The sequence below is a fragment of the Sphingobacterium sp. N143 genome, from assembly GCF_030325625.1.
Lineage (GTDB): Bacteria > Bacteroidota > Bacteroidia > Sphingobacteriales > Sphingobacteriaceae > Sphingobacterium.
Genome location: NZ_JACAIS010000003.1, coordinates 125,270 through 139,517, shown reverse-complemented (window position 1 = coordinate 139,517; position 14,248 = coordinate 125,270). Strand labels below are relative to the sequence as shown.

The 14,248-nt window shown below is 42.6% G+C and carries 9 protein-coding genes and 1 tRNA gene; 3 read left to right on the top strand and 7 right to left on the bottom strand.

Annotated features, from left to right (window positions below; all coding sequences use genetic code 11):
* Nucleotides 1-12: 12 nt before the first annotated feature.
* The 6 genes from HX021_RS06910 to HX021_RS06885 all read right to left on the bottom strand — a co-directional run bounded on the left by HX021_RS06910 (nucleotide 13) and on the right by HX021_RS06885 (nucleotide 9,047).
* Nucleotides 13-3,375 carry a SusC/RagA family TonB-linked outer membrane protein gene (locus HX021_RS06910; protein ID WP_286589419.1) on the bottom strand — a complete coding sequence of 1,121 codons (3,363 nt, stop codon included), beginning with the start codon at nucleotides 3,373-3,375 and terminating at the stop codon, nucleotides 13-15.
* Between the two features lie 223 nt (nucleotides 3,376-3,598).
* Complete coding sequence (locus HX021_RS06905; RefSeq protein WP_286589418.1) at nucleotides 3,599-4,771, bottom strand: FecR family protein; 1,173 nt, start codon at nucleotides 4,769-4,771, stop codon at nucleotides 3,599-3,601.
* Between the two features lie 468 nt (nucleotides 4,772-5,239).
* Nucleotides 5,240-5,312: transfer RNA gene (locus tag HX021_RS06900), tRNA-Lys, on the bottom strand.
* Nucleotides 5,313-5,453: 141 nt separating this feature from the next.
* Nucleotides 5,454-5,732, bottom strand: coding sequence for a hypothetical protein (locus HX021_RS06895; protein ID WP_286589417.1), 279 nt, complete (start codon nucleotides 5,730-5,732; stop codon nucleotides 5,454-5,456).
* A gap of 82 nt (nucleotides 5,733-5,814) precedes the next feature.
* Complete coding sequence (locus tag HX021_RS06890; protein ID WP_286589416.1) at nucleotides 5,815-8,601, bottom strand: heavy metal translocating P-type ATPase; 2,787 nt, start codon at nucleotides 8,599-8,601, stop codon at nucleotides 5,815-5,817.
* A gap of 212 nt (nucleotides 8,602-8,813) precedes the next feature.
* Complete coding sequence (locus HX021_RS06885) at nucleotides 8,814-9,047, bottom strand: hypothetical protein (protein ID WP_286589415.1); 234 nt, start codon at nucleotides 9,045-9,047, stop codon at nucleotides 8,814-8,816.
* Nucleotides 9,048-9,316: 269 nt separating this feature from the next.
* On the opposite strand from HX021_RS06885, the gene fbp reads away from it, so the two are divergent.
* The 3 genes from fbp to HX021_RS06870 all read left to right on the top strand — a co-directional run bounded on the left by fbp (nucleotide 9,317) and on the right by HX021_RS06870 (nucleotide 13,639).
* On the top strand, nucleotides 9,317-10,327 hold the full coding sequence (gene fbp / locus HX021_RS06880; protein WP_286589414.1) for a class 1 fructose-bisphosphatase: 1,011 nt from the start codon (nucleotides 9,317-9,319) through the stop codon (nucleotides 10,325-10,327).
* Nucleotides 10,328-10,440: 113 nt separating this feature from the next.
* Complete coding sequence (locus HX021_RS06875) at nucleotides 10,441-11,889, top strand: L,D-transpeptidase family protein (RefSeq protein WP_286589413.1); 1,449 nt, start codon at nucleotides 10,441-10,443, stop codon at nucleotides 11,887-11,889.
* A gap of 217 nt (nucleotides 11,890-12,106) precedes the next feature.
* Nucleotides 12,107-13,639, top strand: a complete 1,533-nt coding sequence (locus tag HX021_RS06870; protein WP_286589412.1) for a SulP family inorganic anion transporter — start codon at nucleotides 12,107-12,109, stop codon at nucleotides 13,637-13,639.
* Between the two features lie 6 nt (nucleotides 13,640-13,645).
* Here HX021_RS06870 and HX021_RS06865 read toward each other — a convergent pair whose 3' ends face one another.
* The gene (locus HX021_RS06865; RefSeq protein ID WP_286589411.1) at nucleotides 13,646-14,236 is read right to left on the bottom strand and encodes a methyltransferase; all 591 of its coding nucleotides are present in this window, start codon (nucleotides 14,234-14,236) and stop codon (nucleotides 13,646-13,648) included.
* Nucleotides 14,237-14,248: the final 12 nt, after the last annotated feature.

The window sequence follows — 14,248 nt, the reverse complement described above, 5'->3', positions numbered from 1 at the left end:
TGTATTGATTGGTTAGAAACTAAGATTAACGCCGAATGTGAAGTTGCGCATAATCGGGTAGTAGGCTCCACTTGAATTGATTTCAGGATCCCAACCTTTCCGGTAATTGCTTGCCGTAAATAGGTTCTCTGCATTTGCGTAGATCCGCAGGCCAGACAATTTCCATTTAGTAAGGATGCCCTTAGGAATGGCGTAGCCCAATTGCAAATTCTTTAGCCGTAAATAGCTTGCATCCAATAACCAATAATCCGATAGCAAGGTATTTGGAGTCCCAGTATTTGGTAACTGTTCAATTCTTGGGTATATGGCATTTCGATCCGGATTGGCTGCGGTCCATCGGCCATCTGCCTGCCAGCGTTGAATATTGCCGTTCTGTGTCAGTGCAAATCCAGCGTAATTGTCCAATAAACCCTTTACACCGCTCACTCCTTGGAGCAGTACGCCAAGATCAAATCCCTTATAGTTAATTCCGATGTTCATGCCGTATGTATATTTGGGGATGCGTGATCCAATAACGCTTCGGTCATATGTCGCGTCTACCTTGCCATCAGGTATTCCGTCGGGGCCGCTGATATCTTTGTAACGGATATCACCGGGCTGTGGCTTGGGGTTGATGCTTGTTTGATTGGCCCAATTGGCTATATCGGCGGCATCGATAAATAGACCGTCCACTTGATAGCCGTAGTAAGCCTGAATTGGGTAGCCAATAAATAGGGACGAGCCATTGCCGACTAGTCCATTGGGCTGGTTGATATTTCCGACGCCCAAATCGATAACTCTATTCCTAAGGGTTGAGAAATTCAGGTTTACATTGTAAGAAAAATCGTTTAGTTTCTTTTGGTGTCCCAGTGTAAATTCCCAACCGGTGTTCCTAAGTTTTCCCGAATTTTGTAAACCAACATCAAATCCAAGGACGTTGGAGACACTTGAACTTGGGCTTACCAGAATATCATAAGTATAGCGATTGTAGTATGTGCCGCTGAAAGTAAGCAAATTTTTGAATAAAGCAATTTCAAGGCCCGCATCAGCTGTTCGGGTGGATTCCCAGCGCAGGGTAGGATCGACGATGGTTGTCCGCGCGACTCCCGGGGAGATTGCATTTCCAAACGGATAATTATAACCTGTATTTAAAATATTTTGGTACGGGTAATTTCCAATATTCTGATTTCCAAGGATACCGTAAGAACCTTTGATTTTCAATTCATCGATCCAACTATAATGGTCCTTTATAAACGATTCTTCGCTCAGCAACCAACCTAATGCTATTGAAGGGAAAGTAGCGTATTTTTTATCTGTTGGAAAACGGGAGGATCCGTCATATCGAACAACACCCTCGACAAGATATTTTTTTGCGTAATTATATTGTACGCGTGCAAATAGTGATTCCAGTGCCCACTCAGCGGCTGTGCCTGTGTTCTGTTGCCCGTCTGGCGAACCTACATTTAACTCGGTAAGATCATTGCCCGGAAAATTTTGCCGATAAGCGCTGAGCCCTTCGCTATACCCTTTTTCGAAAGAATAACCACCCAGTACTTTGAATGAATGCTCCCCGGTTGTCTTCGTATAATCTGCTAAAGCCTGAAAAGTTTTATAGGTATCATAAGGGGCTGTTTGATTCAGGCTGGAAGGTCCCAATGTAATGCTGCTGTTGATGCGCTGAGATGCTCTAAAAAGTTTGGTGCGTCCGTTGGTCTGTGTATAACCTCCAATAGCGGAGAGGGTAAGGTCGGTTATCGGTTTCCAGTCGAGCCGTGCATTTCCGGACATATTGGATACTTTTTCTTTATAGAAAGATGCGCTTTCCAGAAAGGATACCGGTGTCCCTTTTAGATTATTTCCGGGGCCCCAGTCGCCATTGCCGAGGCGGATGGGATAAATCGCGGGATAGCGTATTACCTGAGAGATAATATCGGTCATACGGGAAAAATCCAGTGTCGCAGGCGCTGCTGGTTCATCGGTATCAGTTTGAATAGCAGATACCCGCGTTGTCAACTTGAGCTTGTCGTTTAGGTTTGAAACAAGGTTGAGCCGAACATTGTACTTGTCAAAATTGTTTTTGATGACAATCCCTTTTTGGTTCAGGTAACCAGCAGATAATGTATATTGAATTTTATCTGTCGTATTGGATATATTTAAATTATGCCCCGTTTGTGCAGTTTGGGATTTAAAGGAGCTAGCCATGTAATTGGCATTAGGGTAGTTGTCCGGATCCGATCCATCTTTAAATTTCTGAATCTCTTCTGGCGTGTAACCCCCGCCACCACTCGTAGTTTCGTTTAGCAGTGCTGCATACTCCCAGGAATTCACAAATTCTGGAAAGGCTGTAGGTTTTTGGATACCGTAATAACCATTGTAGTTTACAGTTAATTTTCCTCCCGCCGCACCAGTTTTGGTGGTCACTAAAATAACACCATTTGCAGCTCTGGCACCGTATATTGCGGCCGAGGAGGCATCCTTTAAGACGGAGATCGAAGCAACGTCATTCGGATCAATATCGTTAAAAGAACTCGTCGGTATTCCGTCGACTAAGATCAGTGCATCAGTATTGGCGCCAAAGGATCCAACACCTCGGATTTGTATGGTATTGTTGGCAGCCCCTGGCTGACCAGATCGCTGGATGACTGTCACACCGGGCATCTGACCTGTGAGTGCTTGGGCAAGCTGCGGTACACTCCGTTTTGCCAATTGTTTTCCATCCACCTGAGAAACAGAGCCAATTAATTCTTTCTTTTTTGTGGTTCCGTAACCAACGACAACGACTTCTTCCAAGGCATCAATATGTTGACTTAACGCGATGTTCAGGTAAAGTTGGTTGGCTGAGGAGATTTCTTTGGCTTGATAACCGATCATTTTAACCACCAGTACTGCATTGTTGTTGGCTTCGATCTGAAAATTTCCGTTAGCGTCCGTGGTTGTCGCTTTTGTTGTGCCTTTTACCAGTATTGTCGCCCCTTGAAGAACTGTACCTTTGTTATCACGAACATTTCCTTTTATTGTCCGGGTTTGCTGAATTAGCGCGTAGTTGTTTGGAAGATCATAGGTTGGATAGTTTGTTTTTGATGTGGTCACGACAAGCATATTGTCCTTGAAGCTCCATTGTACAGGTTGATCTTTTAAAAGCACCTGGATAGCTTTTTCCAAGGGCATATTGCGGACCTGAGCTTCGATTTTTATTTCAGCAAGTTCTTTGCCGTTCAATAGAAAAGGGACGCCACTCTGTTTTTGGATGCTACGCAAGACCTGCACCAAGGACATCTTTTTGGCGTTAATAGTGATGGATTGTGCGTAACTAGCTGCAGAAAGCTTGACAACACATGCAAGGGTGAAAAAGGCACTAAGCTTCATTTTGGTTTTCCATTGCTTTGGTATGTTCATAGTGAGTCGATTTCTATGAACAAGAAATTTAAAATTCATAAATTTGTTGAATTAGGGATATAATCTATTACTAAACTGATTGGGTCAATCGGTCAAAGATGGAGATCGCTAAGATATGGCCGATTAATGTTAGCAGCATTATTCGGCTTTTTTAGTCTCTCACCTTGTTTTGTCAAGTTGGTTTTCTCATCGTTATTTTTTTTAATTGGTTATCGATAATAGGTTAGTTAGAAACGTAGAGCTTGCGTATACCATTTTCCTGGATCAATTCGAATTTGATATTGCTACGTTCCAATATTTTGAGTACGGCGGCAAGGCTTCTGGTACGCTGGATCTCTCCATATAAAAGGGTCTCTTTTACGGGGTGCTTATACACAATTTGTAGATCGTACCATTGTCCAATAAGCTGTAGAGCAGTACTGAGCTCTGTCTCATTGAAATAGAATTTATTGTCAAGCCAGGCTATGTAATTGTACGGATCAACGGTTTTTTGAGACAATTGACCAGCAGCTAAATTAGCTTGCTGATTGGGCTTGAGCCGTAGTTTCTTTCCGTTGGCCGACAAATTGATCGCGCCTTCGACAAGTGTTGTCTGACTGCTGTTCTTAGCTGTACGGGTGTTCACATTGAATGCTGTTCCGGTGACTTCGATCAATTGATCCCTGGATTTTACACGAAATGGGACTTCTTTGTTTTTAGCGATTTTGAAAAATACCTCACCTTCAATTTCAACACGTCGTTCGTTATTTGCAAAGTGCAGCGGATACTTCAAGGTTGTTTTTGCATTGAGCGTAACCTCTGACCCATCTGCCAATGTAATCGGAAGTATAGTGCCCGCGGGCGTATGTATTGTTGCTGTCAGATCCGATTGGGAGGCAGTTGATTGTATCATAGTACCATCGGCATAACGTAAACCGTCAGCAGATATCAGGCCTCCTTTTTCGCTTGATACTTGAATTACTTTTCCATTCGAAAGCCTTATTTCGACCTGATTGGACGGCACTTCGATATCCTGTAAAGCAATCAGGTTTTGGGGTGCGGAGCGCTGTTTTTTGACGAGCATATAAGTCAGGCCGGAAAGGGCAATACAGCATGCGGCAGCATAGGGTAGGAGCCTTTTGATTTTCCTGATGTAACCTGGCTTTTCCTGCGCATGGATTGCTGTGAGTGTCCTGGACTTTAGCCGATCTGACCAATCTGTAGTATCGGATTCTTGCAGTGAGATCCAATGCTGTAAATCCCGCATCAATTCTTCTTTTTGCAGCAGGTCATCAACAAAGGCCCGATGTTCGGCCGATTCATCCAACCATGATCTTAAGGTGTCCTGTTCATCCGCAGATAAACTTTCTTGAATGAATTTTAAAATCAGGGGTTTGATATCATCTGTGAGCCGCATAGTTTATAATTTAAGATAGATACGCAGCCTAACCTGAAAACCTTAGTAGAAAAATAAAAAAAGATAGGTTTAGGTCATTACAGCCTGATTATGTGTCATTGTTGTAGGTATTATGTAGGTTAAATGTAGGTTTATAATTATACAGATTGTATCTATAATCATTTGATTATAGGTGGATTATTCTTATAGATTATATGTCCTTGCAGGAATTTACTGTTATCTTAATGGTATAACCAATAAAAAAACAGGATGGCATTTCAGAAAGGTAATATTCGGCCAGTGCTTTCTCTAAGCATATTGTTCAGTCCCGCATGCCCTCAGCTTATCCCTGAACGAGATAGTTGGCTCAGCCCCATGGCTCCCGCGCACATCCCTGAGCCTCCATCGGATCGAACCCGGCCGACGCTTCTTTCGAATCCGGATGCTGTTAAACAAAAAAAGCCAATCTTTCGATTAGCTTTTCTTTTGTGATCCCGCTGGGATTCGAACCCAGGACCCATACATTAAAAGTGTATTGCTCTACCAGCTGAGCTACGGAATCTTCCTTCTTTTTTCTGAACTATTGTTCCTTGTTTGAAGTGATGCAAAGATAGGCTAATTCTATATTTCTCGCAACTATTTAGCAGATAAAAATGCCTTTTGATCGTTTAAACCTTCATTTTTAGTGATTTATTTTTTATGACTACGATAGGAAATCTCGATCTTCATCAGACAAACGGGACTTAGGATCATGTTCCTCTTCTTCTAATTGATCAAAATCAGCTGGATTTTCTTCCTGTGGTCTTCCTCTACCAAATTTCAGCAGAGAAGTAAATATAATTCCTATGACAAAAAATGTTAACAGTAATTTCCATAGTGTAATTTTGGTCTCCACAAAAAGATTTAGATGGACAATCTGCTGATTTTTGACGCAGATGAGCGTGACAATAACAGATAGAATTATTAAAAGAATATTGCGCATACCGACATGAAATAAGTTGTCATTATTTACAGCGAATATAGGTAATATCTACTTTTGCCGATCACCTGTGTTTGGTTTTTGTTTATTTATCATCGATATCAATTGTAGCCCGGTTTAGTCGTAAGGAATTTAGAATCACAGAAACGGAACTAAAGCTCATGGCTGCTGCTGCGATCATTGGCGATAATAGGATACCAAATGATGGGTATAACACACCTGCAGCCAGGGGGATGCCTAAGATATTATAGATAAATGCAAAACCTAGATTCTCTTTGATGTTACGGAGCAATTTATGGCTGAGGATTTTAGCTTTAGCAATTCCCCTTAAGTCTCCTTTCAGTAAAGTCAAAGAGGCGCTTTGTATGGCGACATCTGTTCCTGTTCCCATGGCGATGCCGATGTCAGCCTGGGCCAATGCTGGAGCATCATTGATGCCGTCGCCTGCCATTGCAACAGTATGGCTTTTTTGTTGCAGGGAATGGATTTCCTGTAATTTATCTTTAGGCAGGGTGTTGGCCTTGAAATGTTTGATACCGACCTGATCAGCAACAGATTTTGCTGTATGCATATTGTCGCCTGTGAGCATCATGACGTCGACCTGGCGCTGGAGCAAGTATTGTATCGCTTGTCTGGAGGAGGTTTTTATTTGGTCCGAAATACTGAAATAGCCCAGTAATTGATTTCCTTTGGATAAGTAGGAGACTGTTTTGCCCTTGGATTGAGCTGTTTCAACTTTTGTCTGTATGTCCTCAGGTATGGAAACAGCCAGTGATTTCATCAGTAACTGATTGCCGAGGGCAATGAGTTGATGGTCTATTTTTCCTTGAATACCCTGGCCGGCAATATTTTCGAAATCAACAACCGGATAATCTAGCCGGGTTGTTTCCTGTTTTGCCTTTTCGATTAGGGCATGTCCGAGCGGATGTGTGCTATTGTTGTTTAATGATGCGGCGAGTGACAAGATCTCCTTGTGGTTACTGAAAGGGGTAGCATAAACTTCGTCTACCGTTGGTTTCCCTTCGGTGATGGTGCCTGTTTTGTCGGTCAGGATAACGTCTACTTGATTCATTTTTTCCAATGCACTGGCATCTTTGATGAGGATACCATTTTTAGCACCTTTGCCTACTCCCACCATTACTGACATTGGCGTTGCGAGCCCCAGAGCACAGGGACATGCTACAATAAGTACAGCCAGGGCATTGGCGAATCCAAAGGCTAGTGAGGGGGCAGGGCCCCATAACCACCAGGCGAAGAAAGTCAGTACTGCAATAATTATAACGATCGGGACAAATACTTCAGAAACTTTATCCGTAAGACGTTGGATTGGCGCCTTGCTTCTGCTTGCGTCATTTACCATTTGGATAATTTGGGCCAATAAGGTATCGGATCCTATACGTTCTGCTTTCATCAGGAAACTACGATCACCATTGATTGTCCCCGAGCTGATATTGTCACCTTCTTGTTTTTCCACAGGAAGCGGTTCGCCGGTCAGCATGGATTCATCAATATGCGTATTGCCTGAGGTAATTTGGCCATCTACTGGAATTTTATCTCCGGGCTTCACTTTCAAGATATCGCCGATCTGAATCTGTTCGATACCAATTTTTTTGTCTACTCCATTTTCAACCCGGGTGGCCTCGGATGGACTTAGCTTGATCAGTTCTTTAATAGCTGAGTTGGTTCTGGAATGAGCTTTAGCCTCCATGACCTGTCCCAAGAGTACCAAGGTTAAGATTACTGTAACAGATTCAAAGTATAAGGCAATGTAGCCATGGTGATTTTTTAGGTCTTCCGGAAAAATCTGCGGAAAAAATAAGCCTACCAGACTGTAGATGAAAGCAGCTCCAGCGCCAAGGGCTATTAAGCTGAACATATTGAGGTGCCAGGTTTTGAAGGATATCCATCCGCGTTGGAAAAATGACCAGCAGGTATAGAATACAACGGGGAGGGATAGGATAAGTTGTATCCAGCCGGACCAATGCGGTGGGACAATTTTACCTATTGGGTTACCCGGGAGCATTTCACCCATGGAAAGCACAAATATGGGCACTGTGAACAAAATGGACAGCCAGAGTTTCATGCGGAGATCCCGATAATTATCATCATCCGCCCTAGGGTTTCCACTAGCGATGGGAACCAGGTCCATTCCACAGATGGGACAGCTTCCCGGATGGTCCTGAACAACCTCAGGGTGCATGGGACAGCTGTACTGTATGGCTGTATTTATCTCCGGGATTTTTTCCAGATTCATCCCACAGACCGGGCAGTTTCCGGCCTTGTCATAAAGTTTATCGCCTTCACAATGCATCGGGCAATAGTACTTTCCTGTAGAATTTGCATTCATGTTTTGCGCTGCCCCAATAGTTTCTGCCTGATGAACAGGCTTGTCTGTATGCTGGCTATGATCCATGTGCTTGTGATCCATACTGGCATGTTGCTGCTTGTTTGATGTCTGCTCAGGATGGTGAGCTTCGTTTTTTTTGGGATCAATATCGGCCATAGGAACGAGGTGCATGCCACATACCGGACAGCGACCGGGCTGATCGTATGTCTTTTCACCTTCACAATGCATTGGACAGATATATTTGCCTGGGCTGCGTTGTTGAGCATGTCCATGATGAGAGGGGACTGAAGGAGACTCTTCGTGCATTTCACTAAGCTGATAATTGCCCGCTTTGGACAATATTGCCTGTAAATGCTGTATGGGGATATGTTTTTCTGACAGTATTGTCAGTAGTGGTGGATCCAGACTGACTTTGGCCTGAATGCCCTGTTGTTCATTTAGTTTGTTTTCAATGGTGGTTCTACAGCCCTCGCAGGACATTCCGGAAAGTTTATATTGGTGTTGCATAGCGTTTTTGTGTATCATAAAATTAAGGGTTATATCCCGGTGAATGTTATGCATTTATGATGTTTTCTTGTAATATTTCATGATAAGATTGTGTTCATCATGCAAATGGGATAAACCAGGTGGATACACCATGAGCAGGGTACCATAATGCATAACAAAGTAGACGCTTATTTTGTTTAGCAACGGAATACAGGAATATCGATTGCGGCTTAAGTTTGCAAAGAGCGACGCTAAGAGAGCAGCATCGCTTCGGGATGTTTGATAAGCATTTGGATGCTTGTTTTTTTGTTGAGCAGTTCTTCATGGAAAGGGGCCGGAACCATAATTTTAAACGTTTTTCGTTCGGTTTTTACCAAGAAAAGGGCGCCATGGACAATTTGTTTGTCATCGATGATCAATGTATGTTGTGTGATTGGCTGGTTACCTAATTTTTCCTTCTCGATAAGCTGTATAAGTCGTTGCATGCTATTCATTTATTTAGCCAAAATTACCAAATACTTAGCATTTTTTGGTTTTTTTTTAATTGCACATCTTTAAAATATATTTACTTGCTGGTGTACTTTATTATTTTTTTTAGCCTGATAATCGTTTTAGCAGAACTAAGTTTTTAACGAATTGCGCAATCGATTGCGTATTTAGTTTGCTAAAATTTAGTTTATCAGGAAATTGATTTTGCTAAAATTTGTTTTACTTTTTTAGCTTTGTGCAACAAATATCCAATAAACAATTTATTATGAGTGGTATAACAACACTAGGTCAATTTATTATTGAAAAACAAGCCGACTTTCCTTATGCCAAAGGAGAGCTGTCCAGGCTTTTACGCGATATCGGAATTGCAGCTAAGATTGTCAATAGGGAAGTCAACAAGGCGGGACTGGTTGATATTTTAGGTGATGCCGGACAAACCAATGTGCAGGGCGAAGGACAGAAGAAGTTGGACGTGTATGCTGATGAGCAATTTATCAACGCTCTTCAGAGCGGAGGGGAATGTTGTGTTGTTGCTTCTGAAGAACATGAGAACCCAGTTTATATCCAATCGGGGGTTTCGAAGAATGCCAAGTATATTGTATGTATAGACCCCCTGGATGGTTCCAGTAATATTGATGTGAATGTGTCTGTTGGGACCATTTTTTCGATTTATCGACGTATTTCTGAAACAGGTGTATCCTGCAATAGTAATGATATTTTACAGTACGGGACCAAACAAGTTGCTGCGGGATATGTCATTTATGGAAGCTCTACCATGCTGGTTTATACCACGGGAAAAGGCGTCAACGGTTTTACGCTGGATCCATCCATAGGTGAGTTTTGTTTGTCACATCCGGATATGAAAATTCCCGATGCTGGTCATATCTATTCGATCAACGAAGGGAACTATTCCAAATTTCCAAATGGAGTTAAACAGTATATTAAATACTGCCAGATGGAGGATCTGGCAACCCAACGTCCATATGCTTCGCGTTATATTGGTTCTATGGTCGCTGATATACACCGTAATTTATTGAAAGGGGGGATATTCCTTTATCCCACTACATCTGCTCACCCAAATGGAAAATTAAGGTTGATGTACGAATGTAATCCAATTGCTTTTATCATTGAGCAGGCTGGGGGCAAGGCCTCCAACGGGTATCAACGGATCTTGGATATCGAACCAAAAACTTTACACCAGCGTTCGGCTGCTTTTCTGGGCAATACAGACATGGTTGAACTGCTGGAAGATTTCCTGGAAAAATATAGTAACTGATTCTGTAGTGATTTGATGACAAGTGAGATTCGTTTCACCATAAGAATTATTTATCTTTGTATCAGAAAATGGCTTCATTATTGCGAAGCCATTTCTTTTTCATTATTTGTCGTATGTCACGTTTTTTAGTTTTTATTTCGTTTGTTTCAGTTGTATTTTTTTCTTGTAAGGATAATCCACCAACATATGGTGATGTTCTCGCAAAAGGTTTTGAACATAAATCATATCAGAAATTTGATACCGCGGTTTATGTGAATGTTTTCAAAGAAATCTATAGTAAACAAAAATCGCAGCTGCATAATCCAAGCTGGATGAAAGAATTGTCTGATTCTACTGCCGGCATGACTTTAATTGCTGAACATTTATTTGATGGAAGCATTGATACGATGTTGAGTTACTTTGAGCGTAGTGAAGAGCATGGTATACGAACGAGTTATTTTCATACTGCTGCTATCAAGGAAACCTTGTTCTCCCTGCGGAGATTGAAGCCTAAGGATGTCGCGGAAGCTTACCCTCTTTTAGCGAAACTGGATCTATTGGGGTCAGATGGCCTGGTTGCTTATGTCAGCAGCATGAAATATGGCGTGATCAATCCTAAACGTTTGTATGGCCGGTACTTTGTTCCTCAAAAACGGATGAATTATGACAAGGTTGTGCATCTGTTGGATAGCATAAAAATGGGCCCGGCATTGGCGGCTATTCAGCCAAAAAATCAGTACTATGTTAAGTTTCAGGGGCTTTTGGAAAATGAAGACTTGAACAGCATCCAAAGAAGCCAGGTATTGATGGTGCTTGAAAAATTACGCTGGATGGGGGAATCTTTTCCAGCGAGGTATGTCTTTGTGAATATTCCTGAACAGCGTTTACATATCATGGAGGAAGGCAAAACAAGCCAATTGATGAATGTCTGTGTGGGGGCGACGGATAATCCAGCCTATTCCAAAAAAGGTGAAAACCATGAAACACCGGTCATGCAGGGTATGCTGGATGCCATGCAAGTCAATCCGGTCTGGCATATTCCAAGTAGTATTGTTAAGAAAGAACTTTTGGCCAGCGTAAGAAATAATCCCAATTATCTGGCTTCGCGTAATATGGTGGCCTATTACAAAGGCAAGCAGGTCGATCCGGCAACGGTGAACTGGAATGCGGATTCGGTGGAGAAATTTCGCTTTAAGCAGAATCCCGGTTCAGATAATTCCCTAGGGAACGTGAAATTTCTATTTGACAACCCTTATTCGATCTACCTTCACGACACACCTGCAAAACATATGTTCGGACAGACCAATCGTGCTGTAAGCCATGGTTGTGTGCGTGTCGAAAAACCCGTTGAGCTAGCTTCCTATCTTGTCAATAATGAAAAGCAGGCAGAGAAAATAGCAAAAGAAATTACAACGGACTCGATTTCAAAATCGCGTTGGGTAACACTGAAAAGGCAAATGCCAGTGTACCTGACTTATTATACCACTTGGTTGGATGATGGTGGTAAATTGGTTTCCTATCCGGATATTTATGGCTATGACCCACGTCTGAAAGAAGCATTGAAGAAGTACTGGACGAATTAACAAAAAAGGCTTAACCGCAGGGTTAAGCCTTTTTTGTTACAGGGAACGTGATCAGTCAGCGCCAATGGCTTCGTTGAAACTGATGCTCTTTACCTGTCGATAAAAATGTTACTGAAATATGCGGCCAATACATTCTTTTAAGATGTAAACTATTGCTGATATCGTCTATGGATTATTACCTTTGCATCACTTTACATCTGTTCAAGTGATTTTTAAAATGAACAATACCTATACGTTTTTTAATATAAAATCAGTCAATTTTAAAAACGAGCTATTCGCCGGACTGACTGTGGCGATGACTATGATCCCTGAATCGCTTTCATTCGCTATTTTGGCAGGGTTACCTCCATTGACCGGACTTTATGCTGCATTTTTAATGGGGCTTGTCACCTCCATTTTGGGAGGAAGACCAGGGATGGTGTCAGGGGGTGCGGGGGCGACGGTTGTTGTACTGATGGCCCTGGCGGCAAGCCATGGTATAGCCTATCTTTTTGCGGCGGTAGTTTTGGCGGGAATCCTTCAATTTTTAGTTGGTCTTTTTAAGTGGGGGAAATTTGTGCGTCTAATTCCACAGCCTGTTATGTACGGCTTTTTGAATGGTTTGGCCATTATCATCTTTATGGCTCAGGTCGTTCAGTTTAAAACAAATACAGCGGGAGCACCGGTATGGATGTCTGGTTCGACTTTATATATCATGGGGGGGCTGACTTTATTGACGATGCTTATCGTGATTGGCTTCCCCCGACTGACCAAAGCTGTACCTGCTTCATTAGTTGCCATTCTGGTGGTTTTTGGTTTGGTATCGGGGCTTGGTATCGAGACGAAAAAAGTCGTGGATATTGCGTCTGTAAGTGGATCTTTACCACATTTAACAATACCTAATGTCCCCTGGAACATGGAAACATTGCAGTTGATATTTCCCTATTCTTTGGTTATGGCTGGTGTGGGTTTGGTAGAATCGTTATTGACCCTTAATATGGTGGATGAAATTACCTCCAGCAAGGGAAATGCCAATCGTGAATCCATGGCTCAAGGTGTTGCCAATACGATCAACGGTTTTTTTGGTGGTATGGGTGGATGTGCGATGGTCGCACAGACGCTGGTCAATTTGAACGCGGGCGCCAGGACCCGGTTATCTTCATTTATCGGAGCCATGACCATTCTTGTGATTATCTTAGTCGGTGCCCCTTTTATCGAACAAATTCCGATGGCAGCACTGGTAGGTGTGATGATGATGGTCGCTATCGGTACCTTTCAGTGGGTGAGCTTTCGTGTGATCAATAAATTTCCAAAGTCGGATATTTTTGTTGGTATCCTTGTTGCGGTTATTACCGTATTGCTGCACAATCTGGCCTTGGCAGTATTGGTCGGTGTGGTGATCTCAGCACTTGTTTTTGCGTGGGACAATGCAAAACGCATACGGGCCAGAAAATATATCGATGCGGATGGTGTTAAACATTACGAAATATATGGCCCTCTTTTTTTTGGGTCCACGGCCAACTTCCTCGATAAGTTTGATGTATCGGAAGATCCTGAGCGTGTGATTTTGGATTTTAAAGAAAGCCGGATAGTTGATATGTCTGCTGTTGACGCACTCAATAAAATTACAGAGCGCTATGCCACACAGGAAAAGAAAATAGAGCTCTGGCATCTTAGTGAAGACTGCCGTTCGCTACTCAAAAATGCCGAGGGAATTGCCATCGTCAATATCATCGAAGATCCAACCTATAAGGTAATGCCCGGGAAATAGGGCCAGCTATTTCTTTTTTAATGCAAAGAAGAGCTCATTACCCTGTCTTGGGGGGATACTGTTTGGGCAATCGATCATTTGCAAAATATTAAAATCGCTGTGGAAGAGCTGCTGATAGATTGTCTTGTTTCCCCCAAAGGGAGGACCTTGTTGTGTAAATTCTTTATTGAATAATAGGCCGGCAAGAATGCCATTTGGATGAAGCAGGGCTGCCATCTGTTGTACGTATTTTTGCCGTAGTGTTGGATGCAATGCGCAGAAGAAAGTTTGCTCCAGGATATAATCGTACTGCTGGTTATGTTGAAAAAAGTCCTGGCAGATGACTTGAATAGGAGCATGCTCACCCAGTTCCTGCCTGACGTTTTCAACCAAAGTTGGCGCGATATCCAATAGGGTGATATGCTTGAAGCCGAGTGCCAAAAGTGCCTTTGCCTCGTGGGCATTTCCACAACCTGGAATTAAGATGGAGGCATGCTTAGGGATTGAAGCTTCGGCATAGTTGATAATAGGCGGGGAGGCGTAACCAATATCCCATCCTGTTTGACGATTTTTATAACGCTCATCCCAATATGCGGCGTCCAATTCTAGTATATCCATACCGTCCAGTCT